The sequence below is a fragment of the Janthinobacterium leeuwenhoeki genome (assembly GCF_051380795.1).
Lineage (GTDB): Bacteria > Pseudomonadota > Gammaproteobacteria > Burkholderiales > Burkholderiaceae_D > Janthinobacterium.
This window is the reverse complement of the sequence record NZ_JBNYXT010000055.1, coordinates 1-24,094: the sequence shown is the minus strand read 5'-3', so window position 1 is coordinate 24,094 and position 24,094 is coordinate 1. Positions and strand designations below refer to the sequence as shown.

21 protein-coding genes are annotated in these 24,094 nt (G+C 61.1%); 4 read left to right on the top strand and 17 right to left on the bottom strand.

Translation table 11 applies throughout. The features are described 5' to 3' along the window. Positions 1-191: 191 nt before the first annotated feature. The 12 genes from ACQ4WS_RS24655 to ACQ4WS_RS24600 all read right to left on the bottom strand — a co-directional run bounded on the left by ACQ4WS_RS24655 (position 192) and on the right by ACQ4WS_RS24600 (position 11,912). Positions 192-731 (bottom strand): REP-associated tyrosine transposase, encoded by a 540-nt coding sequence (locus ACQ4WS_RS24655; protein ID WP_436479600.1) that lies wholly within the window; start codon positions 729-731, stop codon positions 192-194. Positions 732-752: 21 nt separating this feature from the next. Then, on the bottom strand, positions 753-881 hold the full coding sequence (locus ACQ4WS_RS24650; protein WP_436479601.1) for a hypothetical protein: 129 nt from the start codon (positions 879-881) through the stop codon (positions 753-755). Beyond that, positions 878-2,092 carry an MFS transporter gene (locus ACQ4WS_RS24645; RefSeq protein WP_436479599.1) on the bottom strand — a complete coding sequence of 405 codons (1,215 nt, stop codon included), beginning with the start codon at positions 2,090-2,092 and terminating at the stop codon, positions 878-880. Before ACQ4WS_RS24645 ends, ACQ4WS_RS24650 begins: the two co-directional genes overlap by 4 nt. A gap of 11 nt (positions 2,093-2,103) precedes the next feature. Beyond that, complete coding sequence (locus tag ACQ4WS_RS24640) at positions 2,104-3,105, bottom strand: Gfo/Idh/MocA family protein (RefSeq protein WP_436479598.1); 1,002 nt, start codon at positions 3,103-3,105, stop codon at positions 2,104-2,106. Position 3,106: 1 nt separating this feature from the next. Further along, entirely contained in the window at positions 3,107-3,925 is an 819-nt protein-coding gene (locus tag ACQ4WS_RS24635) for a DUF3025 domain-containing protein (RefSeq protein ID WP_436479597.1), read from the bottom strand. A gap of 6 nt (positions 3,926-3,931) precedes the next feature. Continuing rightward, complete coding sequence (gene pyrC / locus ACQ4WS_RS24630) at positions 3,932-4,984, bottom strand: dihydroorotase (protein WP_436479596.1); 1,053 nt, start codon at positions 4,982-4,984, stop codon at positions 3,932-3,934. Positions 4,985-5,135: 151 nt separating this feature from the next. After that, the gene (locus ACQ4WS_RS24625; RefSeq protein ID WP_436479595.1) at positions 5,136-6,584 is read right to left on the bottom strand and encodes an amidohydrolase family protein; all 1,449 of its coding nucleotides are present in this window, start codon (positions 6,582-6,584) and stop codon (positions 5,136-5,138) included. A 38-nt stretch (positions 6,585-6,622) separates the two neighbouring features. Next, positions 6,623-7,348 (bottom strand): amino acid ABC transporter ATP-binding protein, encoded by a 726-nt coding sequence (locus ACQ4WS_RS24620; protein WP_436479594.1) that lies wholly within the window; start codon positions 7,346-7,348, stop codon positions 6,623-6,625. A gap of 19 nt (positions 7,349-7,367) precedes the next feature. Further along, complete coding sequence (locus ACQ4WS_RS24615; protein WP_099376216.1) at positions 7,368-8,060, bottom strand: amino acid ABC transporter permease; 693 nt, start codon at positions 8,058-8,060, stop codon at positions 7,368-7,370. A 1-nt stretch (position 8,061) separates the two neighbouring features. Further along, the gene (locus tag ACQ4WS_RS24610) at positions 8,062-8,811 is read right to left on the bottom strand and encodes an amino acid ABC transporter permease (protein WP_436479593.1); all 750 of its coding nucleotides are present in this window, start codon (positions 8,809-8,811) and stop codon (positions 8,062-8,064) included. A gap of 98 nt (positions 8,812-8,909) precedes the next feature. Beyond that, positions 8,910-9,866, bottom strand: a complete 957-nt coding sequence (locus tag ACQ4WS_RS24605) for an amino acid ABC transporter substrate-binding protein (protein WP_436479592.1) — start codon at positions 9,864-9,866, stop codon at positions 8,910-8,912. Positions 9,867-10,061: 195 nt separating this feature from the next. Next, positions 10,062-11,912, bottom strand: a complete 1,851-nt coding sequence (locus ACQ4WS_RS24600) for an ABCB family ABC transporter ATP-binding protein/permease (RefSeq protein WP_436479591.1) — start codon at positions 11,910-11,912, stop codon at positions 10,062-10,064. Positions 11,913-12,048: 136 nt separating this feature from the next. Here ACQ4WS_RS24600 and ACQ4WS_RS24595 point away from each other — a divergent pair, with 136 nt between their 5' ends. Together ACQ4WS_RS24595 and ACQ4WS_RS24590 are read left to right on the top strand one after the other, a co-directional pair. Further along, positions 12,049-12,414 (top strand): acyl-CoA thioesterase, encoded by a 366-nt coding sequence (locus ACQ4WS_RS24595; protein ID WP_223278886.1) that lies wholly within the window; start codon positions 12,049-12,051, stop codon positions 12,412-12,414. Between the two features lie 21 nt (positions 12,415-12,435). Further along, complete coding sequence (locus ACQ4WS_RS24590) at positions 12,436-14,025, top strand: alkaline phosphatase D family protein (RefSeq protein WP_436479590.1); 1,590 nt, start codon at positions 12,436-12,438, stop codon at positions 14,023-14,025. Between the two features lie 3 nt (positions 14,026-14,028). On the opposite strand, the gene ACQ4WS_RS24585 is transcribed toward ACQ4WS_RS24590, so the two are convergent. From ACQ4WS_RS24585 to ACQ4WS_RS24570, 4 genes are all read right to left on the bottom strand, one after another. After that, a complete protein-coding gene (locus ACQ4WS_RS24585; protein WP_436479589.1) occupies positions 14,029-15,711 on the bottom strand; it encodes a long-chain-fatty-acid--CoA ligase in 1,683 nt (560 codons plus the stop codon). Between the two features lie 55 nt (positions 15,712-15,766). Next, positions 15,767-17,449, bottom strand: a complete 1,683-nt coding sequence (locus ACQ4WS_RS24580; protein ID WP_436479588.1) for a long-chain fatty acid--CoA ligase — start codon at positions 17,447-17,449, stop codon at positions 15,767-15,769. 276 nt (positions 17,450-17,725) lie between these two features. Beyond that, complete coding sequence (locus ACQ4WS_RS24575; protein WP_436479587.1) at positions 17,726-18,781, bottom strand: aminopeptidase; 1,056 nt, start codon at positions 18,779-18,781, stop codon at positions 17,726-17,728. A 2-nt stretch (positions 18,782-18,783) separates the two neighbouring features. Then, positions 18,784-20,859: a molybdopterin-containing oxidoreductase family protein gene (locus ACQ4WS_RS24570; RefSeq protein ID WP_436479586.1), complete on the bottom strand. Its 2,076-nt coding sequence runs from the start codon at positions 20,857-20,859 to the stop codon at positions 18,784-18,786. A gap of 206 nt (positions 20,860-21,065) precedes the next feature. Between ACQ4WS_RS24570 and ACQ4WS_RS24565 the strand changes: the two genes are divergently transcribed. Further along, positions 21,066-22,259, top strand: a complete 1,194-nt coding sequence (locus ACQ4WS_RS24565; protein ID WP_436479585.1) for a M20 aminoacylase family protein — start codon at positions 21,066-21,068, stop codon at positions 22,257-22,259. A gap of 1 nt (position 22,260) precedes the next feature. Here the strand turns inward: ACQ4WS_RS24565 and ACQ4WS_RS24560 are convergent, their stop codons facing one another. After that, positions 22,261-23,163, bottom strand: coding sequence for an NAD(P)-dependent oxidoreductase (locus ACQ4WS_RS24560; protein WP_436479584.1), 903 nt, complete (start codon positions 23,161-23,163; stop codon positions 22,261-22,263). Positions 23,164-23,247: 84 nt separating this feature from the next. Between ACQ4WS_RS24560 and ACQ4WS_RS24555 the strand changes: the two genes are divergently transcribed. Continuing rightward, positions 23,248-23,820 carry an acyloxyacyl hydrolase gene (locus tag ACQ4WS_RS24555; protein WP_436479583.1) on the top strand — a complete coding sequence of 191 codons (573 nt, stop codon included), beginning with the start codon at positions 23,248-23,250 and terminating at the stop codon, positions 23,818-23,820. Positions 23,821-24,094: the final 274 nt, after the last annotated feature.

Here is a 24,094-nt window from a genome sequence, read left to right as displayed (position 1 = left end):
ACTGATCATCGGTGCCATGATGCGCAAGCTGGTGCACGTGGCATTCGGCGTGCTCAGGTCGGGAAAAATATTTGATTCGACCTTGCACGCCGCTTGACGGGGATAACAGTATCTACCCGACTTGGCGTTTTCGTCGTCGCGTAGGTCGGATTAGGCCGCAGGCCGTAATCCGACAACATTGTTAGCGCTCCTCACTCCCGCCCAACACACTCAATCGCCACACCGTCCCCGCCCCAATCCTCTGCACACAAGCCGTGCTTTACATACCGGTGAAAACTGGAATACGGCCAATCGATAACTTTGCCCACTAAACCATGTTTGACAGGGTTGTAATGGATGTAATCGACATGGTTGGCGAAGTCGCGCTCGTCGCGCAAGACATGCTCCCAATACCGCTGCTGCCAGATATTTTTAAGATCACTATGCTTGCTGAACCACGTCTTGATCAAGCGCCAGCGCGTCATGAAATCGGCATCGCCTTCAGGCAAAGTCCAGATGCAGTGCAGATGGTCAGGCAGGATGACGATAGCGTCGATAGCGTATGGCCTTTTATGGCGCACGGCGCTGAATGAGCCACGCAGCAAGTCCACGGCTCTTGCCGACGAAAAAATAGGTCGGCGATGAGCCGTCACTACCGTGAAGAAAAAGCTTCCACCTGGCTGGAATGCGCGTCGGTATCGTTTGTTTTCGGGTGATGTCGGATTAGCGTAGCGTAATCCGACTTTTCGCAAACTACCTTGCGCCCGCGCAGTCTACATGCACATCCAGAAGCGGTTTGCCAGGTCGAGCATGAAGTCGGGTCGCAGATACGCCATGAAGACGACGGCCAGCAGCGCGGCGCCAGCCAGGCGCCATAACCATATGCGCCAGTTGGCCATCACGCGGCCACCGCCGTGCGCTTGACGGCGCGCTCGTCGATAGGCAGATTGATCAGCGCGGCCATGAGCCCCAAGCCGATGGTGATCATCCACACGATGTGGTAACTGCCCTGATGCTCGTACAGATAGCCGCCCAGCCAGGCACCGAGGAAACTGCCCACCTGATGCGAGAAGAACACCATCCCGGCCAGCATCGACAGGTGCTTCACGCCGAAGATGCCGGCGATGATGCCGTTCGTCAGCGGCACGGTCGACAGCCACAGCACGCCCATGCCGGCGGCGAACAGGTACACGGACCACGCCGACAATGGCGCCAGCAGGAAGACGGTGATGACCACGGCGCGCGTCACGTAGATGGCCGACAACAGGTAGCGCTTGGCGATCTTGCCACCGAGTTTGCCCGCGTAGTAAGAGCCGACGATGTTGAACAGGCCGATCAGCGCCAGCGCCGTGACCGCGATGTTCGGATTCATCAGGCCCTGGTCCTTCAGGTAGGCCGGCAAGTGCACGCCGATGAAGACCAGCTGGAAACCGCAGACAAAATACCCTGCCAAGAGCAACCAGAACGAACGGCTGGCGATAGCTTCGCTGAAGGCGGCGCCAACGCTTTGCTGAGGGCCGCTAGCGTGCGAGACGGGCGGCTCACGCAGGTAGAAGGCCATCGGTATCATGGCCAGCAGCACCAGCGCGGCCAGCACATAAAAGGCATTTTGCCAGCCCACGGCGGAGATGAGCTGCTGCTCGACCGGCATCATGAGGAATTGGCCGAACGAGCCGGCCGCCGACGAAATGCCGAAGGCCCACGAGCGCTGCTCGGGCGGCGCGCTGCGGCCGATGATGCCACTGATGGCGCCAAAGGCCGTGCAGGCCAGCGCCAGGCCGATGAAGACACCGGAACCGACGATGAACAGGGTGGGCTGCGTCACGAGCGCCATCCACACCAGGCCTGCCATGTAGCTGATGGCGCCGATGATGACGACGCGCATGGTGCCGAAACGGTCGGCCGCCATGCCGGCGAACGGGCCGAAGACGCCCCACATCAGATTTTGCATGGCCAGCGCCAGCGAATACGTTTCGCGCGTCCAGCCATTCGCTTGCGAGATCGGCTGCATCCAGAAGCCCAGGCCGTGGCGCACCCCCATCGCCAGGGTCAGGACGACGCCGCTGGCGATCAGGACGGTTTTCAGGCTGGGACGGGATGAGTGCAATGTCATGGGGTTCCTGTTCACGCCTGGTCGGCGCTGAGGTCGGAGCGATACACCAGGCCGATCTGGCCGCGCATGGTGTCAAGGTTGTGCATCAGCGCCACGCTGTCCGCCAGCGGCATGATGGGGCTTTCCAGCAGGCCGGCGCGGATGCAGCGCATCGCTTCGATCGCCTCGTGCGCGTAGCCATTACCCAGGTGCGGCACGGCGACGACGCGGCGTTCGCCATCCATCGCTTCGACGATCAGGTGATCGGGCTTGTAAAAACGGTTGGGCAGGCGGATGCGGCCCAGGCTGCCGGAAATGGTCATTTCCGTCGGCGTTTGCGCGCGCAGGCTGCAGGCGCAGGACGAGGTGCCGCCTTCCGCGTGCAGCAGCGAAAACACCACCTGCTCATCGACGCCGGTGGCGCCCAGCTCGGCCAGCGCCTGCACCTGCGATACGGGGCCGAGGAAGAAGGCCGCCATCGACAGCGGATAGATGCCCACGTCGAGCAGTGCGCCGCCGCCCAGCTCCGGATTGAACATGCGGTGCTCGGGCGGGAAATTGGCGACAAAGCCGATATCGGCCTGCACTTGCTGCAGCACGCCGATCTCGCCGCTGGAGATGATGCGCTGCGCTTCCTGCACGGCAGGCAGAAAACGGCTCCACATGGCTTCCATCAGGAACAGCTTTTTCTCCCGCGCCAGGTCGACTACGGCCTGCGCTTCGCGCGCGTTCATGGTGAACGGTTTTTCGCACACGACGTGCTTGCCGGCGGCCAGGCACATCAGGGCATTTTCCGCATGCAAGGTGTGCGGCGTGGCGATGTAGATCACGTCCACGTCCGGGTCGTCGGCCAGCGCCTGGTAAGAGCCATGGCAGTGTTCGATGCTGAATTCGGCGCCGAACGCCTGCGCGCCGGCGCTGCTGCGCGAGGCAACCGCCACCAGTTGCGCACCGGGCGCGTCGCCCAAGCCATTGGCCATCGCGCGGGCGATCTTGCCGGTGCCGAGGATGCCCCAACGGACGGTATTTTCCATGCTATTGATCTCTTTCTGCGCCAGCCACCTTGCGCTTCGGGCGGAACACCGCCGCGTCATTGTAAAAATCCTCGTCCTGGCCCTCGCACCAGCCAGGCAAACCAAGCACCGGCAGCGGCGTGAAGTCCGCCGTGGTGAGTCCTTGCTGCGCCAGGTCTTGCGCTACCCGCTCGTCGAGCCAGGTGCGGCGTGCCGCATCGTCGAGCGCAAAGTAGGCGTCGCCGGCGAAGATCACGCGCGTGTGCGCCGTGATGGCCTTGCGTGGCGCCACCAGTTTTTCCATCAGCGCGTGGCCGAACAGCCAGACTTCGGCGTCGCCGCCGGCGCCAAATTTCTCGCGCTGCGCAATGAACGCGCTGCGCCAGTCGTGCCCGCGCAGCGCCGCTTCCAGCGCGCGTCCGGCATCGCTGTCGCGCAGCACCAGCAAGGCGGAATTCTCATCGAAAATCGTCGCGCCATCGCGTGCCGGACCGCGTGATTTGCCGACGCCGGACAGGGCGATCTGCGCCGCCTGCAGCGCGTTCAATTGCCGCTTGATAAGCGGAAAGGTGAGCCACACGAGCGCATTGAAAAAATCATGCAGATTGTCGCGCGTCGGCACGCCGCCCGTCGCGCCGATGAACTCCTCGTAGGCGACGCCTTCGGGCAGGTCCGCTTGCGGCACGAAGGCCAGCGGCAATCCGGTGGGATTGCGCAAGTCCAGCGCCCGCGCCCGCCCGTTGAGCGCGGCAATCACCGTGTCGCGCTGCAGGTCCAGCTGCCGTCGCGCCGGCAGCACCGTGGCAAACCAGGGGCGGCTCCAGTCTATCGATGGCAGCATGAACGCTTAGACCATTTTCCAGTTGATCTGCTCGCCCGCGTTGAGCGGAATGACATGGCTGTCGCCCAGCGGCAGCGAAGCTGGCAAAGTCCAGCTTTCGCGCTTCAGGGTGATGCTGTCCGTATTGCGCGGCACGCCGTAGAAGGCCGGGCCGTGGAAGCTGGCGAACGCTTCCAGTTTATCCAGCGCGCCGGCACGTTCGAAGGCTTCGGCATACATTTCCATCGCATGCAGGGCCGTGTAGCAACCGGCGCAGCCGCAGGCCATTTCCTTGGCGCCTTGCGCGTGCGGCGCCGAGTCGGTGCCGAGGAAGAAACGCTCGTCGCCGCTGGCGGCGGCCGTCATCAGGGCCAAACGGTGCTCTTCGCGCTTGAGGATGGGCAGGCAGTAGTAATGGGGACGGATGCCGCCCTTGAAAATCTCGTTGCGGTTGTACAGCAGATGATGCGCCGTGATGGTAGCCGCGATCGGGCCTTCCGCTTCAGCCACGTACTGCGCCGCATCCTTGGTGGTGATGTGTTCGAACACGACTGACAAGGCCGGGAAGGCGCTGCGCAGCGGGCGCATCACGCGTTCGATGAAGATGGCTTCACGGTCGAAAATGTCGATCTCCGGATCTGTCACTTCGCCATGCACGAGGAAGGGCATGCCCACTTCCTGCATCACTTCGAGCACCTTGTAGCAATTCTTCAAATCCGTCACGCCCAGATCGGAGTTCGTCGTGGCGCCGGCCGGATACAGTTTGACGGCCTGCACGATGCCGCTGTCCTGCGCGCGGCGGATTTCGTCGGGCGAGGTGTTGTTCGTCAGGTACAGCACCATCAGCGGATCGAAGTTCACGCCTTCGGGCACGGCAGCCAGGATGCGCTCGCGGTAGGCGCTAGCATCCGCCGTGGTGGTGACGGGCGGCTTCAGGTTCGGCATGACGATGGCGCGGCCGAACTGGCGCGCGCTGTGCGGCAGCACGCTGGCCATGACGGCGCCATCGCGCAGGTGCAAATGCCAGTCGTCAGGACGGATGATGGTGATGGAGGCTGGGGTGTGATCGAGTGTGGACATGGCGGCTGCTCTCAGGCGGTCATTGCGAATAGCACCATTTTACCAGCCGCGGGGCCGTCCCGCCGGCCCGGAGAGCCTGTGCACACCAGCTGCGGGACGACAAAACGGCCAGTGTGCACTGGCCGTTTTCAATATCAGGAGTACACGCGAATCAGGATGTAGCCGGCGCAAGCTCTTGTTTCGCCACCCAGGCGCGAATATCGGCCAGCATCCGGTCCAGCGCGGCACGGTCGTACACCTGGCCACGGCTGACCACCAGGCGGATCTGGCGCGTGGCGCCAATATCCTGCAGCGGATTGGCGTCGAGCACCAGCAGGTCGGCCGCCTTGCCGGCCGCCACGCTGCCGTAGCGCTCCAGCTTGCCCAGGAAGCGGGGGCCATTGATGACGGCCGACTGCAAGGCTTGCTGCGGCGTCAGGCCGTACTGCACGTAGAGGCCGATTTCATCATGCAGGGCCTGGCCCGGATAGTCGAAGGAATTCAAAAATCCCGCATCGGTGCCGGCGATGATGCTCACGCCCTGCTGCTGCAAAATGGGCAGCAGCTTGGCCGACTGCTCGAACTGCGCATGGCGCTGGGCGATCGCATCCGGGCCATCCTTGGCAGCGCGCTGCACGCGCCAGTCGTAGGTGGCGCGCAAGCCCTTGCCGATGTATTGCAGGGCCGGATCGTGCGTGTGGTCTTCGCGGTCCAGGTAGGCCGTCACCCGCGAACCCCACAGGGTCGGCACGATGGCCGTGCCGCGCGCAGCCAGGTAGCTGAAGGCCTTGCGCGCCGTCGGCTCATCGTAGCTCTGCAAGCTCTCGCGCATGGCCTCCTTGCCCGTCATCGCACCGGCGCCCACCTTGGCCGTCAGCTCCTGCTCGCGCGGCGTGGTGGCGCGCAGCAAATACGATTGATGTTCGATGGTGCCCAGGCCCGCATCGGCCATTTGCCCCAATGTCAGCTGCACGGGAATATGGCCCGAAGTGCGCATGCCCCGTTCGCGCGCCTGACGCAGCGCTTCCAGGTACAGCTCCGGCTTCAGGGTGTTTTCCGTGATCTTCACGAAGTCCACTTGCTGCGCCTGCAGCCCATCGAGCGCGCGTGTGACTTCCTGCGGCGTGCCCACTTCGATGGTGCCCTTCCACAGCGGCTTGATGCCTTCGAGCTTGGCGCCAGAGGTAAAAATCGTCGGGCCTTCCAGCTGGCCCGCATTGATCTGCCGGCGCCATGCCAGCACCGTATCGGGCAAGTCGCCCGAGCAGTCGCGCACCGTGGTGATGCCATGCGCCAGGTACAAAGGCAGCAGCTGCTTGTTCTCGTCGATCAGCTCGGGGCCGCCGCCGAAATGCACGTGCGTGTCCCACAGGCCTGGCATCAGGTATTTGCCGGGCAGGCGGATGGTCTGCTTCGGCGCATAGCTGCGCAGCTGCGCATCATCGACGACGGCGACGATGCTGTCGCCCTTGAGCAGCACGGTCTTGCCGTTGACGGTGCTACCAGCGGCAACGTCGATCAGGGTGGCGTCGCGCAGGGCGATGTCGACGGCGATCTTGTCGGCCGCGTGGGCATGCGCGAGCATGCCCAGCGCCAGCATCGCGCCGGCTATTTGTTTCATGACAGGCATTGGCACTCTACTTCAAAAAATAAGGGAAATTAATGGATGATCTTGGCGAGGAAATCGCGCGCGCGGTCCGAGCGCGTGGTGTTGAAGAAGTCATCCTTGCTGCAATCCTCGATGATCTTGCCCTGATCCATGAAGACGATGCGGTTGGCCACGCGCTTGGCAAAGCCCATTTCGTGCGTGACGACCATCATGGTCATGCCTTCTTGCGCCAGGCCCACCATCACGTCGAGCACCTCGTTGATCATCTCCGGGTCGAGCGCCGATGTCGGCTCGTCGAACAGCATGGCGATCGGGTCCATCGACAGCGCGCGGGCGATCGCCACGCGCTGCTGCTGGCCGCCCGACAGCTGGCCCGGGAATTTATCCTGCTGCGACAGCAAGCCCACGCGGTCCAGGTATTGCAAGCCCTTGGCATTGGCTTCATCGGCGCTGCGACCCAGCACCTTGATCTGGCCGATAGTGAGGTTTTCGCGGATCGACAGGTGCGGGAACAGCTCGAAATTCTGGAACACCATGCCGATGCGCGCGCGCAGTTTCGACAAATTCGTTTTCGGATCGTTGACGCTGATGCCGTCGACGATGATCTGTCCCTGCTGGATCGGCTCCAGGCCGTTGACGGTCTTGATCAGGGTCGACTTGCCGGAGCCGGACGGGCCGCAAATGACCATCACGTCACCCTTGGCGACATTGGTGGTGCAGTCGGTCAGTACCTGGAACTGGCCATACCATTTGCTGACGTTATTGAGTTCAATCATCTTGTTCTTTCTTTTTCGGTTAGCGAATGATGGCGACGCGTTTCTGCAGGCGTTTTACCAGGAACGACAAGGCATAGCACAGCACGAAATACACGACGGCGACAAACACGTACATCTCCACCAGGCGGCCGTCGCGTTGGGCGATCTTCGAGGCGGCGCCGACGAAATCGGGGATCGACAGCACGTACACGAGCGACACGTCCTGGAACAGCACGATGGTTTGCGTCAGCAGCACGGGGATCATGTTGCGGAAGGCTTGCGGCAGCACGATGCTGCCCATGGTTTGCCGGTAGTTCATGCCCAGCGCCTGGCCAGCCCACACCTGGCCGCGCGGGATCGACTGTATGCCGCTGCGCATGATCTCGCAATAGTATGCCGCCTCGAACATGATGAAGGTGATCAGCGCGGAAGAAAACGCACCTACTTTCACGGGCTCGTCGGCGCCGATGATCCAGGCGGCGATGTACGGCACCAGGAAGTAGAACCAGAAGATCACCAGCACCAGCGGGATCGAGCGTATCAGGTTGACGTAGCTCGACGCCACGCCAGAGACGATGCGGTTGCCCGACAAGCGCATCAACGCCAGCAAAGTACCCAGCACGATGCCGCCCACCATGGCCAGCGCCGTCAGTTTCAGAGTGAAGACCATGCCGGTCTGGAACAGGTAGACCCACGAGCGGGAGATGACATCGAAGTCGAAATTACCGAACATATCAATGTCCTCCCGTCTTGGCGCCGGCGACGATGAAGCCCGGGATGGCAACCTTTTTCTCGATCAGGTGCATCAGCACCACCACCAGCAGGTTGACGACGACGTAGATGATGGTGGCGGCTGAAAACGCCTCGAACACCTGGAAGGAAAATTCCTGGATGGCGCGCGCGCTGGCCGTCAGTTCGATCAGGCCGATGGTCAGCGCCACGGAACTGTTCTTGATGATGTTCAAAAATTCGCTGGTCAGTGGCGGCATGATGACGCGCGCGGCCATCGGCAGCAAAATGAAGCGGTAGGTTTGCGGCAGGGTCAGGCCCAGCGCCGTGCCGGCCAGTTTCTGCCCGCGCGGCAGCGCCTCGATACCCGTCGTCACCTGCACGGCCACGCGCGATGAAGTAAAGAATCCCAGGCACAGCACGGCCGTGACGAACGGCGCATTCGGCAGCGACTTGACCCAGGCACCCAGGTCCGGCGGCAGCAGTTCCGGCATGACGAAATACCAGAGGAACATCTGCACCAGCAGCGGCACGTTGCGGAACAATTCGACGTAGGCATTGGCCGCGCCCACCAGCCATTTGTTCGGCAAGGTGCGGATGGTGCCGATCACCAGGCCCAATATCAATGCCATGATCCATGCCGTACCGGCCGTGGCCAGGGTCCAGATCAGGCCGGACCACAGGGTGTCCATATACGTGCCCACGCCATCGGGAGAAATCTCCCAGAAAATGCGCCAATTCCAGTTGTAATTCATGATCATCCTTCCCATGCAGCCCGAGGACAGCGGCCATCTGGCCGCCCGCCCCGCAAATAAAACGGGAGGCTTGCGCCCCCCGGTTTGTTACGCAGTCTTTACTTTTTCCGTTTGTCCGAAGTCTTCTGCGCTTCGGGCACAGCCGCATACGCAGCCGGGTCACCCGAGTCGGTCGGATTCATGAACACGGCCTTCAATTGCGGCGGCATGGGGAATTTCAGGTTGATGTTTTTCGGCGGGATCGGCGAGGTAAACCATTTCGCGTAAATGCGGTTGATGTCGTCGCTCTTGTACAGGCGAATCAGCGCTTCGTCGACCACTTTCTTGAAGGCAGGGTCGCCCTTGCGCAGCATGATGCCGTACGGTTCGACCGACAGCGCTTCTTTGGTGATTTCGTAATCGTTCGGGTTCTTCGAGTTGGCCACTTGCGACGCCAGCAGGATGTCGTCGTTGGCTTCGGCCACCGCGCGGCCCGTTTCCAGCATCAGGAACGACTCGGGATGATCCTTGCCGACAGCAATGTTCATGCCCAGGTTCTTTTCCTTGTTCAGGATGGTCATCTGCTTGATGGTCGACGTGCCGGCCGTGGCGACCAGGGTCTTGCCGCGCAAGTCTTCCAGTGTCTTGATATTCGAGGATTTTTTCGACAGCACGCGATTGCCGATGACGAACATGGTGGGGGCGAATGCCACCTGCTGCTGGCGCTCCAGGTTGTTCGTCGTCGAGCCGCATTCGAGGTCGATGGTGCCGTTGGCCATCAGTGGAATGCGGTTGGCCGACGTCACCGGGCTCATCACCACTTTCAGTTCGCTCAGGCCCAGGTGCTTTTGCAGGGCCGTGACGACTTTCATGCACAGGTCGATCGAATAACCCTGGTATTGCTGCTTGTCATCGAGATAGGAGAAGGGAACGGAGCCGTCGCGCACACCGAGGGTGACGGAACCGGATTTCTTGATCTTGGCCAAGGTGCCGGTCAATTCCTGAGCCTGGACTGGCGACATGCTGCTGATGACACCGACGCTCAGCAGCGTGGCGATGATTTTGGTCAATTTCATAAATTCTCCTGGGCGGACAAACCGGATGGACTCCGAACGAAACAACTGTGGTGCAGACGCCACCAATGGAATTAATTTTATTTCATTTTCAGCGCTGGACCAGCCGTTTTCTGCGATTGCCCTCAAATAGGCGCTATAAGCGCGCCTGAATCAGCGCGGCTGTAGCATTTTTCCTACTGATTTCACATTCCCGATTTATTTTTCCGGCGCCAGTCCCGCCAACGCGTCCTCTTCCATCTCATCATCCATATTTGCCTGCTGGCGTTGCCACATCTGCGCGTACAGGCCATTCGCGGCCAGCAGTTGCAGATGCGTGCCCCGCTCGACGATGCGGCCATGGTCGAGCACCAGAATTTGCTGGGCGTCGGCCACCGTCGACAAGCGGTGCGCAATGACCAGGGTGGTGCGGTTTTTGGCGATCTCCTTCAACTGCGCCTGGATCGCCTGCTCGGCCTTCGAATCGAGTGCCGACGTCGCTTCGTCGAAGATCAGGATGGCCGGGTCTTTCAGCAAGGTGCGGGCGATGGCCACGCGCTGCTTTTCGCCGCCCGACAGTTTCAAGCCCCGTTCGCCCACCATGGAGTTGTAGCCATCTGGCAAGCTTTCAATAAAATCATGGATCGATGCCGCTTTCGCCGCCGCCACGATGGCCTCCTTGCTGGCGCCCGGCTTGCCGTAGGCGATGTTGTATTCGATGCTGTCGTTGAACAAGACCGTGTCCTGCGGCACGATGCCGATGGCCGCGCGCAGGGAATCCTGCGTCATGCTGCGCAGGTCCTGACCATCGATGGTGATGCTGCCGCCATCGACTTCATAGAAGCGGAACAGCAAACGCGACAGGGTCGACTTGCCCGAGCCGCTGTGGCCCACCACGGCCGTCGTGGTGCCGGCGGGAATCTGGAAATCCACGTCGAACAGGATTTGCCGCTTGGCTTCGTAGCTGAAATCCACGTGGTCGAAACGCACGGCCGCGCCCCGCGTGACGAGCGGCCTGGCGTCCGGCGTATCGGCGATTTCACGGTTTTCGTTCAGCAAGGAAAACAATCGTTCCATGTCGGCCAGGCTTTGCTTGATTTCGCGGTAAATGACCCCTAAAAAATTGAGTGGGATATACAGCTGGATCATGAAGGCGTTGACCAGCACCAGGTCGCCCAGAGTCATGCTGCCAGCGATCACGCCTACCGTGGCGCGCCACAGGATCAAGGTGACGGCCGTGGCGATGATCAGCGACTGGCCCGTATTGAGCAGGGACAGGGAGGTTTGCGATTTGACGGCCGCCGATTCATAACGCTGCAAGCCCTCGTCGTAGCGCTTCGCCTCGTAATCCTCGTTGCCAAAATATTTCACGGTTTCATAGTTGATCAGCGAATCGATGGCCTTGGTATTCGCCTTCGAGTCGAGGTCGTTCATGGTACGGCGGAAATGCATACGCCAGTTCGTCACCAGCACGGTAAACGCGATGTAGGACACCAGCGCCACCGCCGTGATCACAGTAAACCAGATGTCGTAATGCAAGACCAGGTAGCCGAGCACGAGGGTGATTTCCACCAGGGTCGGCAAGATGTTGAATAAGGTATAGGAAATGAGCGAACCGACGCTGCGCGTGCCCCGTTCGATGTCGCGCGTCATGCCGCCCGTCTGGCGGTTCAAGTGAAAGCGCAGGGACAAGGCATGCAGGTGGCGGAACACTTGCAGGGCGATGGTGCGCACGGCCCGCTGCGTGACCCTGGCGAACAGGAATTCGCGCAATTCCGTAAACAAAGTGGTCGACAGGCGCAGCAAGCCATATGCCACCAGCAAACCGACCGGCAACACCAGCAGCGCTTGCGGGTGCGCTGCCGTGATCGTCATGGCATCGACGAGCTTTTTCAGGATCAGGGGCACGCCCACGTTGGCCAGCTTGGCGCCCACCAGGCATAGCAGCGCCAGCAGCACCCGCCATTTGTAGACCCACAGGTACGGCAGCAAAGTCTTGATGGTGGCGAAATCGCTGTGGCTGGCGGAAGCTGGCGAGCGGGGCGGAGGGGGAGTCTGGGAACGGCGCATGGCGAAGGTCGGCTTTTTATGGTTCAATCGGGGCAATTGTAGCCTTTCATGAGAATAAAAGATGAGCACCTCCCCCGACCGCCCCGACAACTGCCTCGCCTCCGGCCTGCCCGCCGGAAAAATGCCGGAATTGCGCATGATGCCCGCGCCGTCCGACGCCAATGTGTACGGTGACGTCTTCGGCGGCTGGATCATGGCGCAGGTCGATATCGCCGGTTCCCTGCCGGCCACGCGGCGCGCCAACGGCCGCGTCGCCACCATCGCCGTCAATTCCTTCGTCTTCAAAAATCCCGTGTTCGTCGGCGATCTGCTCTCCTTCTACGCCGATATCGTCAAGGTTGGCAATACTTCGATCACCGTCAATGTCGAAGTGTATGCCGAGCGCAACCGCCTGCAGGCGTGCATCGTGAAAGTCACGGAAGCGACGCTGATCTACGTGGCGACCGACTCCGACCGCAAGCCGCGCAAGGTGCCGCCGATCGAGACCTTATTGTCGTCTTGATTGTCGCAATAATTCCACACCATGGATGAGCAGCGCCGCATCTTCCTGCACAGCGCTGCCCGCATCACGGCGCTGGCCGCCGCCGGCAGCGTGCTGTCCGGCTCCGGCGCGCGCGCCACCACGCGCTTGAATGGCGCGGGCTATCCGTTTGCGCTCGGTGTCGCTTCCGGTTCACCGTTACCCGATGCGGTGGTGCTGTGGACGCGCATCTGCTACGACCCGTTGCATGCCGCTGCCACGCCCGCCATCGCCCTGAACGTGCGCTGGGAAGTGGCCGACGACGAAGGTTTTAGACGCATCGCCGCCAAGGGCCAGGCCACGGCCACGCCCGCTCTCGCGCACAGCGTGCACGTCGACGTGGGCGGCCTGGCGCCCGGACGCTGGTACTGGTACCGCTTTATGCTGGGCGACGCCGTCAGCCCCGTGGGCCGCACGCGCACGGCGCCCGATCCCGCCTCCATGCCTGCCTCGCTGAAACTGGCCGTCGCTTCGTGCCAGCACTGGGAATTCGGCGCGTATGCGGCGCACCGGCACATCGCCGCGGCCGCACCCGACCTGGTGGCCTTTCTCGGTGATTACATTTATGAGTGGGGACCGTACCAATTGCAGCACCCAAGCCGGGCCGTGCGCACGCATGAAAGTTTTACGTTGGATGACTACCGCGCCCGCTATGCGCAGTACAAGAGCGACCGCGACTTGCAGGGCGCGCACCTGGCCGCGCCGTGGATCGTCACCTGGGATGACCATGAAGTGGCCAACGATTACGGCAACGACCGCGACGAACTACTGACACCTACGTTCCTGCAGCGCCGAGCGGCTGCCTACCAGGCGTTTTATGAACACATGCCGCTGCGTTTGCTGCCGCTGGGGCGGCGGGGCTTTGTCGACATGCGCATCTACCAGCGCTACGACTGGGGCCGTCTGGCGCGCTTCCACGTGCTGGATGACCGGCAGTACCGCGCCTACCACGCCTGCGCCAGGCCGGGCCGCGGCGGCTCCAATTCCGTCACCACGCGCAGCTGCCCCGACCTGCTGAAACCGGGACGCAGCATGCTGGGCGAGGAACAGCAGCGCTGGCTGCAAGCCGGTCTCGATGATTCTCCTGCGCGCTGGAATATCCTGGCCCAGCAAACCCTGATGGCGCAAGCTAGCCAGGTGCCCATCCTGCGGCCCGGCGACGAGCGCATCTGGACCGATGGCTGGGATGGCTATCCACTGGCGCGCCAGCACCTGCTCGACGCCTTGCGCAGCAGCAAGGCCAGCAATCCGCTGGTACTGTCTGGCGACGTGCACACTTTTTACGCCACTGAACTGAGGCGCAATGCCATGCGGCCCGCCGGCAAGAGCAATCCCGTGCTGGCCACCGAGTTCTGCGGCACCTCGATCACGTCGAGTTCCCGCCCGCAGGCGCGCACGGAACAGTACGTGGCGATGAACCCGCACATCCGCTACGGACGCAGCGACAAGCGCGGCTATATGTTGATGGAGATCACGCCAGCAAAAACGACGACCCTGTTCCAGGGCCTGGAGAATGTGCGCGACAGTACTTCTTCCATCGCGACACTGGCCCGCTTTACCGTCCAGGACGGCAAAGCGGGCTTGCAGAGCTAACGCTTAAGCAACCTTCTTTTCGTCGCGTAATTGACGGCGCAATATCTTGCCGACATTGGTCTTCGGCAATTCATCGCGGAACTCGATGTATTTCGGTTTCTTGTAGGCCGTCAATTCATGCTTGCAATGCTCGCGGATCTGTTCCACCGTCAGGTTCGGATCCTTGCGCACGACAAACACTTTCACGGCTTCGCCTGCGTTGGCGTCCGGTACGCCGATGCACGCGCATTCGAGCACGCCCGGGCACGATGAAACCACGTCTTCCACTTCATTCGGATACACATTGAAGCCGGAAACGATGATCATGTCTTTCTTGCGGTCCACGATCTTCACGTAGCCGCGCTCGTCCATGATGCCCACGTCGCCCGTCTTGAAGTAGCCGTCGGCCGTCATCGACTTGGCCGTTTCGTCCGGACGCTGCCAGTAGCCGGCCATCACTTGCGGGCCGCGCACGGCGATCTCGCCCGGCTCGCCCAGCGGTACTTCCACGCCATCGTCGTTCAAAATGGCCACTTCCGTCGACGGGAAAGGCAAGCCGATGGTGCCCGTGAATTCCGTGATATCAACGCGGTTGCCCGTCACCACGGGCGATGTTTCCGACATGCCATAGCCTTCGATCAGCGGGCAGCCCGTCAGTTTCAGCCAGCGTTCGGCCACGTTGCGCTGCAAGGCCATGCCGCCGCCGTTGCACACTTTGTAGCTGGAGAAATCGAGCTTGGCGAAATCGGCATTGTTCAGCAGCGCGTTGTACAAGGTGTTGACGGCCGGGAAAACGACGATCTTGTGCTTGGACAATTCCTTGACGAAACCGGGAATGTCGCGCGGGTTGGGGATCAGCACGTTCAAGCCGCCCACGCGCATGCCCATCAGGGCGCTGACCGTCAGCGAATAGATGTGATACAGGGGCAAGGCGCACATGAATCCCATCGAGGTGGCGCGCATTTCAGGCGTCATCACGGGCGACATCCACGCCTCGTTTTGCAGCACGTTGGCGATCACGTTACGGTGCAACAACATCGCGCCTTTCGACACGCCCGTCGTACCGCCTGTGTATTGCAGGAAGACGATATCGTCATGTCCCTGCTGCACCGGCGTCAGGCTCAGGCGCGCGCCTTCGGCCAGCATCTTGTTGAAGCTGATGGCACCCGGCAAGGAAAACGCAGGCACCATTTTCTTGATCTTGCGCACGACGAAGTTGACTATCGTCCCCTTCAAGCCACCGAGCAAATCGCCCATGGTGGCGACGATCACATGCTTGACCTGGGTATGCGGCAACACTTGCTCCACCGTGGTGGCGAAGTTTTCCAGCACGATGATCGCTTCGCTGCCCGAATCGATCAGCTGGTGCTGCAATTCACGCGGCGTGTACAGCGGATTGACATTCACCACGGTATAGCCGGCGCGCAGAATCGCCGCCATCGCCACCGGATATTGCAGCACGTTGGGCAGCATGATCGCCACGCGCGCGCCCTTCTTCAGGCCCTTGCTTTGTAGCCAGGCGCCCATCTGCAGCGACAGCTTGTCGAGCTCGCGGTAGGTAAGGAATTTATCCATGCAAACAAAAGCGTTGCGGTCCGCATATTTCTGGAACGACTCTTCCAGCAAATGCGTCACGGAACGGTATTGCGTGCAATCAATCTCTGCGGGAACGCTGTCCGGGTACGACTTCAACCAAATCTTGTCCATCTCGCCTCATCTTCATCTGTAAAAGGGACGCGCCTCCTGGCGCATCCCACACTGTTTATGCTGCTGTCTTCGTTTCGTCACGCAGCGCGCGACGCAAAATCTTGCCGACGTTGGTCTTCGGTAGTTCATCGCGGAACTCAATGTATTTCGGCCGCTTGTAGCCCGTGAATTGTTCTTTGCAATACGCTGCCAGCACTGCCTGGGTCAGGTTCGGGTCCTTGCGCACGACAAACACTTTCACGGCCTCGCCCGAGTGTTCATCCGGCACACCCACGCAGGCACACTCGAGCACGCCAGGATGGGCCGCGATGACGGCTTCGACTTCGTTCGGATACACATTGAAGCCGGAGACGAGAATCATGTCTTTCTTGCGGTCCACGATCTTCACGTAGCCGCGCTCATCCATGATGCCCACGTCGCCGGATTTAAAGTAGCCGTCTGGTGTCATGACCTTGGCCGTTTCATCGGGACGGTTCCAGTAGCCGCTCATCACTTGCGGGCCACGGATGGCGATTTCACCCGTCTGCCCCAGCGGCACTTCCTTGCCGTCATCGTCGAGAATGGCGATCTCGGTCGACGGAATCGGCAAGCCGATGGTGCCGGAAAACGCCGTGCTGTCGGCGCGGTTGCAGGTAGCGACAGGCGACGTTTCCGACAGGCCATAACCTTCGATGATGGACACTCCCGTCGCCTGCAGCCACTTGTCATTGACGGCTTGCTGCACCGCCATGCCGCCGCCGTTGGCGATCTTCAAGCCCGAGAAATCAAGCTTGGCAAAATCGGGGTGGTTCACCAGCGCGTTATACAGCGTATTGACCGCCGGCAACAAGTTGAATTTGTACTTGCCCAGCTCCTTGATCAGGCCCGGGATATCGCGCGGATTCGGGATCAGTATATTCAGGGCGCCCACGCGCGTGCCCCACATGGCGCACGCCGTCAGGGCAAAGATATGGTACAGCGGCAAGGCGCAGACGATGATCAACTGCTCGCGGCTGTTCGGATCGAGCGCCGCACCCGACCACGCTTCGCTCTGCAGCACATTGGCGATCACATTGCGGTGGCTCAAAGTCGCGCCTTTCGACACGCCCGTCGTGCCACCCGTGTATTGCAGGAAGGCGGCGTCGTTGATGCCCAGCTCGACAGGCGTGAGTTTCATGCTGCTACCCAGCGCCAGCGCCTGCTTGAAACGCATGGCGTTCGGCAAGGAATACGCGGGCACCATCTTCTTGACGTTGCGCACGACAAAATTGACGATCATGCCTTTCAAGCCACCCAGCATCTCGCCCATGCTGGCGACGACGATATGCTTGACGGCCGTCTTGCCCAGCACTTGCTCAAGCGTATGGGCAAAATTTTCCAGCACGATGATGGCTTCGCTGCCCGAATCGTTGAGTTGATGCTCGAGTTCGCGTGGCGTATACAAAGGGTTGACGTTAACCACCGTGTAGCCGGCGCGCAAGACGGCGGCGATCGCCACCGGATACTGGAGCACGTTTGGCATCATGAGGGCGACACGCGCGCCCTTCTTCAGGCCACGGCTTTGCAGCCAGGCACCCAGCTGGCGCGAATAAGTGTCGAGTTCGGCATAGCTGAGAAATTTGTCCATGCAGACATAGGCATTGCGATCCGCATATTTTTGAAACGCTTCTTCCAGCAAATGCACCAGCGAACGATATTGATCAGGATTGATGTCGGCAGGTACGCCGGGAGGGTACGACTTCAGCCAAATTTTGTCCATCCTGTGCCTCTTGTCTCGAATAATCGTGGGGGAGCCGGCGCACCCTGCCGGCACGGATCATTGCTGCGGATTCTGTCGTCCTGCAGTCAGTTTGAGCATTCTGACGAGCAATTGCTCTATGCTACTAGTGCGATGCTATCGGGCGCCGCGCTTCCATGCAAGCGCTTTCAACAGTATTCGAGCGGCAACTCTAGGGGTATTTTATGCTGCAATGCAGCATGATAAATACACTGTTGCAGGATCGTTTGACCTGGCGTGCGAGACAATCTTTACGGGTCAGGGGCTGGACAATTGTTCCAGCGCACGCCTGCGCTCAGGCTTCTTGACCTGGGCCATTGTGTGCACTGCAGCATAAAAAGCACGAAAGTTCTTTTTTTCTTCCAGCAATTTTTTGAAGGCAGGCAAAAATTCATTGTAGGTAGACACGGAAGCGAGGTGCGCATTGCTCAATGGCTGCTCGAACCAGCGGTCATAACCGGCAAAACCACCCCAGTGTTGCTTGAGCACCTGATACGCGTCTTGCAATGCCGCAAACACCTGCGCCTTGCGCGCGCGCTTGTCCGCCTCGCTGACATCGCTCGCATACACGGCGTCCAGTTCACCCCGGTATTTCAGCAGCAGGGCCAGGAAATCCTGGCGCCGCGCCGCGTACTGGGCGTATGACGCGCGCATGGCGTCATTGCCCTCGCGTGCCAGCCAGCGCTGTACGCCCGCCTCTTCCACGGCGCTGGCAAACGATTCGTTAAAGGCCGAATCGCCGGGCACGTACACCACCTGGTGCGCCAGTTCATGGAAAATCAGGCGCGCCAGTTCCGCATCGTTGTAGTTGATAAAAGTCGACAGCAATGGGTCGTCGAACCAGCCCAGGGTGGAATACGCGGGCACGCCGCCCACCTGCACGTCGTAACGCTGGGCGCGCAACTCGTCGGCATACGCGAGTGCCTCCTCCTTGCTGTAATAGCCACGGTAATTCACGCAGCCGGCGATGGGGAAACACCATTGCAGCGGCTGCAGCGACAGTTCCGGCGTGGCCACCACGTTCCACAGCACAAAGGGGCGCCGCAGAGAAGCGTAGTTCTTGTAACTGCCATTGTCTGGCAAGTCCAGTTCGCTGACGGCAAAGCGGCGAATTTGCTGCGCCTTGGCCAGGCGCACTTTCAGGCGCGGCTCGGTGGCCGGGTCTTCGAGCCAGTCACCGATGGGGCGCGCGCCGGACCACAGGGCATATTGCCCCTGCGCCGCCTGCGTGTAGTAGCGCAGCTGCGTGCAGCCGCCCAGCAGCAGGCACACCGTGCCGACAAGCAAGCGGGCCGGCCAGCGTGCCAGGGCCATGCTCAGGCAGCCTTTTCCACTTCGACCAGCGTATCGTAGAAGGTCGGCGCGCGGCCCATGTCCGTCAGGCGCTGGCTCGTCACTTCATTGGCGTTCTTGCCGTCGCTGGCAAGTTTCTTCCACCACACGGACAAGCCCACCACCAGGCCCCGTCTCGCCTTGTCCGTCACCCTGGCCTTGGCAACAAAACTGCCACGGTCGTTGAAGATGCGCACCATGTCGCCAGCCGCGATGCCGCGCACGGCGCAATCGTCAGGGTGGATGTCCAGGTGCGGCTCGCCCTCGGCCGCGCGCAGGCTTTTCACGTTGACGAACGTGGAATTGAGGAAATTGCGCGCTGGCGGAGAAATCATGGCCAGCGGATAACGGGCCGCCAGGGCGGGATTGCTGGCTTGCGATTCGTGCGGCGCGATATACGTCGGCAAGGGATCAAGCCCCGCCTGCGCCATGGCGCTGGAATACAACTCGCACTTGCCCGACGGCGTGGGGAAACCACCTTGGGCAAATGGCGCCTCGGCCATGGCCAGCTTTTGCCAGCCCGTGCGTTTCAGCGATTCCCAATCGAAATGTACAGCGCGCGCATCCGTCGCATCGAACGCCTTGGCCGCCAGCGCATCGTCGCTTTCCTGAAAGCATGGATCATCAAAGCCCATGTATTGGGCCAGCAAGCGGAAGATTTCCGTATTCGCCTTCGCTTCGCCCAGCGGCGCCACGGCAGCATTGTTCGCCATCATGTACAAGTGGCCATAGGTGGAGTGCGCATCGACATGCTCGAGCTGCGTGGTGGCGGGCAACACGATGTCGGCGTAATCGACGGTATCGGTCTGGAAGTGTTCGAGCACAACCGTAAACAAATCTTCGCGGGCAAAACCCTGTGCCACTTTCGAGGAATCGGGCGCCACCGCCAGTGGATTCGAGTTGTAGACGATCACGGCCTCGACTTGCGGGCCGAACTCGGGCGACGTGGTTTTCAGCAGATCGTCGCCGATGGTGCTCATGTTGATGGTGCGCGGCGTGCCTTTCAGCAAATCAGGCCGCTGCAAGGCCTTGCGGTTGACGGGGAAGGAGCCCGAGCTCGATAGCTGCATGCCGCCGGCAGGATGGCGCCAGGCCCCCGTCAGGGCCGGCAGGCAGGCGATGTTGCGCACGGCCATGCCGCCGCCATGCACGCGCTGCACGCCATAGTTGGCACGGATGGCGGCGCCCTCGCCAGAGCGGCATGCCTGGCCGTACAGGCGCGCCAGTTCCACCACTTCCGTGACCGTGATGCCGCACACCTCGGCCACGCGCTCGGGCGGCCATTCCAGGGCTCGCTGTTTCAGTTCGGCATAGCCGATGGTGTACTGCGCAATATAGTCCTGGTCGACCAGGTCTTCGGCGATCAGCACATGCATCAAGCCCAGCGCCAGGGCCGCATCAGTACCCGGCAGCAAGGCGATGTGCTGCTGGCACTTTTCGGCCGTCAGCGAGCGGTAGGGGTCGATGGCGATCAGGGTGGCACCGTTGCGCTTGGCCTCTTGCGCGCGCATCCAGAAGTGCAGGTTCGAAGCGATCGGATTGCCGCCCCAGATAATGATCAATTTCGCGTTCTGGAACTGCTCCAGGTCCGTGCCGATGCTGGCGCCCACCGTGTAGCGGTAGCCCGTGGCGCCGGCCGAGGCGCAAATGGTGCGGTCCAGCAGGGAGGCACCGAGCTGGTTGAAAAAACGCGACGACATCGACTCGCCCTGCACCAGGCCCATGGTACCGCAGTAGCTGTACGGCAAGATCGCCTGCGGATCGCGCGCAGCGATCGGTTTCAAGCGGGCCGCGATGGTCTGCAATGCTTCTTCCCAGCTGATGCGCTCAAACTTGCCTTCCCCCTTCTTGCCCACGCGGCGCAGCGGATGCAGCAGCCGGTCCGCATGGTAGGTGCGCTCCGTGAAACGCGATACCTTCGTGCACAGCACGCCAGCCGTGGTCGGGTGGTCGGGATCGCCCTTGACGGCTGTTGCCACGCCATCGGTCACGGTGACCAGCAAGGCGCAGGTATCGGGGCAATCGAGCGGGCAGGCGGCGCGCACTTGGGTGGTAGTCATGGGGCAATCCAAAAACGTTGGGGGGAAGACGATACTGTAAACCATTCCGGGCGCTTGCTGTTGATGCAGTGGCAAGCACGTCCGTGCGCTGGATTTACCCGGCAAACAAGGGCTACAATGCACTATTAGCCGCGCCTGTTTTTGATCAAACAAGCGCGGTCGGGCGCGCCATACATGCCGCGCGCCAGCATCCACAGGAGAGTCCCATGAAATTAGTTGATCCGATCTTGGCGTTTCAATCCGAGCTGCAAGGCATCCGCCGCGACCTGCACGCGCATCCCGAGCTGTGCTACGAAGAACAGCGCACCTCGGACGTGGTCGCCGCCAAACTGACGGAATGGGGCATCCCCGTGGTACGCGGCCTGGGCCGCACTGGCGTGGTCGGCATCATCCAGCATGGCACCTCGACACGCGCCATCGGCCTGCGCGCCGACATGGATGCCTTGCCGATGCAGGAAATGAATACCTTCGAGCATGCTTCACGCCACCCGGGCAAGATGCACGCCTGCGGCCACGACGGCCACACGGCCATGCTGCTGGGCGCCGCCCATTACCTGGCGCAACACCGCAACTTCGATGGCACGGTCTACCTCGTCTTCCAGCCAGCCGAGGAAGGCGGCGCCGGCGCGCGCGAAATGATCGAAGACGGCTTGTTTACGCGTTTCCCCATGGATGCCATTTACGGCATGCACAACTGGCCAGGCGCAGAAACAGGCACCCTGAGCGTGGTGGAAGGGCCGATGATGGCGTCGAGCAATGAATTCCACGTCACCGTCAAGGGCAAGGGCGCGCACGCGGCCCAGCCCCACAAGGGCATCGACCCCGTCATGGTCGCCGTGCAAATCGCGCAAAGCTGGCAAACCGTCATCACGCGCAACAAGAGTCCGCTCGACACGGCCGTGCTGTCGATCACGCAAATCCATGCGGGCAGCGCCACCAATGTCATTCCCGATGACGCCAGCCTGGTTGGCACCGTGCGCACCTTTACCACGCCCGTGCTGGACCTGATCGAGGAACGCATGCGCGAGATCGCCGTGCACACGGCCGCCGCATTTGGCGCGGAAGTCGATTTTCACTTCAAGCGCAACTATCCGCCGCTGGTCAACCATGCGCAAGAAACGGCGTTTGCCGTCGAGGTGATGAAAAGCGTGGTGGGCGCGGACAAGGTCAACGCGCATGTCGAACCGACCATGGGTGCGGAAGATTTCGCCTTCTTCCTACAGGAAAAGGCCGGCTGCTACATTTTCATCGGCAATGGCGATGGCGAACACCGCGATGGGGGCCATGGCCTGGGTCCGTGCGTCTTGCACAATGGCAGCTACGACTTCAACGACCATCTGCTGCCCATCGGCGCCAGCTTCTGGGTCAAGCTGGCCGAAGCGAGCCTGCCCATCGCTTGAATCAGCTCAGTTTATCCGGGCCAGTACCGAGGCGCTGGCCCGGATTCAACGCTTCGAGGGCCAGCAAGGCCGCCGCATGGTCTGCCGTCGGATGGGTGGTGGCGAGTGTTTCATAGCGCTGCGTCACCAGTTGCGTCACCGGCAAGGTGACGTGGGCCGCCTCGGCCGCGGCGAGGATGTTGTGCATGTCCTTGATCTGGCTTTTCACCTGCCCACCGGCAACAAAATTGCGATCCAGCATGCGCTGGCCATGCACCTCCAAAATCTTGCTCTCAGCAAAGCCGCCACGGATCGCTGCCCGTACGGCAGCCGCATCGGCGCCGGCCGCCTGTGCCAGCAACAGCGCCTCGGCCACAATGTTCAGGGTGGCGCCGACGATCAGCTGATTGCACAGCTTGGCGACCTGGCCACTGCCGGCCGGCCCTACCAGGGTCGGGCGCCCCATGGCCGACAGAATCGCTTCAACCCGCGCGTAATCGCTGGCGCTGGCGCCAGCCATGATGGCCAGGGTACCCGCCTGTGCTCCGCCGACGCCGCCCGACACTGGCGCATCGATGAAAGCATGGCCTGCAGCGTGCAAGATGGCATGAAATTGCTGGGCTTCTGATTGCTTGGTGGAACTCATATCGATCCACATCGCGCCAGCTGGCATGGCCGGCAGCGCCTCTTGCAGCACCTGCGCCACAATGGGGCCGGCTTCCAGCATCGAGATGACCACGTCCGCGCCACTGACCGCCTCAGCCACGGAAACGGCAGGCTGCGCCCCTGCTGCACGCAAGACTTGGGCCTTGCTGTGCGTGCGATTCCAAATTGTGACAGAATATCCAGCGCGTAGCAGGCACCGGGCCATCGGATCCCCCATCAGACCGATACCGAGAAATGCGATTTTTGTAGAGAATGTCAATTGAACCCCTGAGATCAACAAGTGGCGAGAGCGGCATGCAAAGCAAGATGCCTGTACAACAATAGCCTATCGGCCAATTTTACGATGAAAGTCTCTATGTTCTTCAAGAAGAATCTATTCAAATCCATCGCCGCCGTTGCCGCGCTGATGGCGGCCAACACTGGCTTTGCCGACGACGACAAACTGATCGACTCCGTCTACGGCGAGTATGCCAAGGGCGTGAAGGTACAAATGGTACGCGCCGGCGTGACTTCGAACTGGGATAAAGCCTGGTTCGTATCGAATGGTACGCAGCTGAGCGGTTACTGGGATGCCAGCATTGGCGGCTGGGATGCCAAGAGCTATCAGAATGTCCCTGGCCAGCATCAAAAACTGTGGGACCTGGGCTTTACCCCCGTGTTCCGTTTTGAAAATACGAATAAGCTGGGTTTTTATGCGGAAGCCGGCATCGGCGTGCACATGCTATCGAAACTGTACAACAACGACGATGACCGCCTGTCGACCCACTTCCAGTTCGGCGACCATATCGGCGTCGGCTATATCTTCAATAACAAATGGGAAGTCGCTGCGAAGATCCAGCATTTCTCGAACGGCGGCTACAAGAAACCGAATAGCGGCGTCAATTACATAAACGTCAAAGTCGCTTACCATTTTTAATGCTTGTGATACATGACAAAGGCAGCGCGCAGCGCTGCTTTTTTTACGCCTGCTGAACAGCCGGGGTCAGACCCTCAATGCCGCTAACGCAAAGGCCATTGCTAACGGGCGAGGGGATCTGACCCCAGCCTTCGCTTGGGGCTAACACTAAAACCAGCAGACGAAAAAAAACCCGACCATTTCTGATCGGGTTTTTCTCTACTGCGAATAACAAGCCTGACGATAACCTACTTTCACACTGGTTGCAGCACTATCATCGGCGCAAAGTTGTTTC

What these genes read in the sequence shown, in the direction of transcription:
- ACQ4WS_RS24555 (WP_436479583.1), top strand. Translation starts at nt 23,248, where the DNA reads ATGAAAGTCTCTATGTTCTTCAAGAAGAATCTATTCAAATCCATCGCC.
- ACQ4WS_RS24605 (WP_436479592.1), bottom strand. Translation starts at nt 9,866, where the DNA reads ATGAAATTGACCAAAATCATCGCCACGCTGCTGAGCGTCGGTGTCATC.
- ACQ4WS_RS24640 (WP_436479598.1), bottom strand. Translation starts at nt 3,105, where the DNA reads ATGGAAAATACCGTCCGTTGGGGCATCCTCGGCACCGGCAAGATCGCC.
- pyrC (WP_436479596.1), bottom strand. Translation starts at nt 4,984, where the DNA reads ATGTCCACACTCGATCACACCCCAGCCTCCATCACCATCATCCGTCCT.
- ACQ4WS_RS24570 (WP_436479586.1), bottom strand. Translation starts at nt 20,859, where the DNA reads ATGACTACCACCCAAGTGCGCGCCGCCTGCCCGCTCGATTGCCCCGAT.
- ACQ4WS_RS24590 (WP_436479590.1), top strand. Translation starts at nt 12,436, where the DNA reads ATGGATGAGCAGCGCCGCATCTTCCTGCACAGCGCTGCCCGCATCACG.
- ACQ4WS_RS24600 (WP_436479591.1), bottom strand. Translation starts at nt 11,912, where the DNA reads ATGCGCCGTTCCCAGACTCCCCCTCCGCCCCGCTCGCCAGCTTCCGCC.
- ACQ4WS_RS24615 (WP_099376216.1), bottom strand. Translation starts at nt 8,060, where the DNA reads ATGTTCGGTAATTTCGACTTCGATGTCATCTCCCGCTCGTGGGTCTAC.
- ACQ4WS_RS24580 (WP_436479588.1), bottom strand. Translation starts at nt 17,449, where the DNA reads ATGGACAAAATTTGGCTGAAGTCGTACCCTCCCGGCGTACCTGCCGAC.
- ACQ4WS_RS24595 (WP_223278886.1), top strand. Translation starts at nt 12,049, where the DNA reads ATGATGCCCGCGCCGTCCGACGCCAATGTGTACGGTGACGTCTTCGGC.
- ACQ4WS_RS24585 (WP_436479589.1), bottom strand. Translation starts at nt 15,711, where the DNA reads ATGGACAAGATTTGGTTGAAGTCGTACCCGGACAGCGTTCCCGCAGAG.
- ACQ4WS_RS24610 (WP_436479593.1), bottom strand. Translation starts at nt 8,811, where the DNA reads ATGAATTACAACTGGAATTGGCGCATTTTCTGGGAGATTTCTCCCGAT.
- ACQ4WS_RS24645 (WP_436479599.1), bottom strand. Translation starts at nt 2,092, where the DNA reads ATGACATTGCACTCATCCCGTCCCAGCCTGAAAACCGTCCTGATCGCC.
- ACQ4WS_RS24625 (WP_436479595.1), bottom strand. Translation starts at nt 6,584, where the DNA reads ATGAAACAAATAGCCGGCGCGATGCTGGCGCTGGGCATGCTCGCGCAT.
- ACQ4WS_RS24635 (WP_436479597.1), bottom strand. Translation starts at nt 3,925, where the DNA reads ATGCTGCCATCGATAGACTGGAGCCGCCCCTGGTTTGCCACGGTGCTG.
- ACQ4WS_RS24575 (WP_436479587.1), bottom strand. Translation starts at nt 18,781, where the DNA reads ATGGCCCTGGCACGCTGGCCGGCCCGCTTGCTTGTCGGCACGGTGTGC.
- ACQ4WS_RS24620 (WP_436479594.1), bottom strand. Translation starts at nt 7,348, where the DNA reads ATGATTGAACTCAATAACGTCAGCAAATGGTATGGCCAGTTCCAGGTA.
- ACQ4WS_RS24565 (WP_436479585.1), top strand. Translation starts at nt 21,066, where the DNA reads ATGAAATTAGTTGATCCGATCTTGGCGTTTCAATCCGAGCTGCAAGGC.